Origin of the sequence: Tritonibacter sp. SIMBA_163, from assembly GCF_046535935.1 — a bacterium.
Lineage (GTDB): Bacteria > Pseudomonadota > Alphaproteobacteria > Rhodobacterales > Rhodobacteraceae > Epibacterium > Epibacterium scottomollicae.
This window is the reverse complement of the sequence record NZ_JAWJBP010001155.1, coordinates 1-242: the sequence shown is the minus strand read 5'-3', so window position 1 is coordinate 242 and position 242 is coordinate 1. Positions and strand designations below refer to the sequence as shown.

Below are 242 nucleotides of genomic sequence, written 5' to 3'. Positions count from 1 at the left end.
ATGTGTATCAGGAATATAGAGTGTCATGCTGCTTTTGTCTCCGTTACATGGATCATCGTTTCAGGGATGATTTGGTTGAGATTTCCTGCACCGAGAAAAAGCGCAATATCCCCAGGACGCAAGATTTCTCTTAAGCGATGTGATAAAGAGGATAAATCCTGATGATAAATAACATCTGGGTGATGTTGAGTCATGAGTTGGGCTAATTGTTCCCCATTGATATCCGTTGGTGATTCTCCAGC

Annotated in this window: 1 pseudogene; it reads right to left on the bottom strand. The window is 42.1% G+C overall.

The features are described from left to right. Positions 1–23: 23 nt before the first annotated feature. Positions 24–242: pseudogene (locus R0J92_RS25950) on the bottom strand (UDP-N-acetylmuramate--L-alanine ligase); the annotation flags it as partial.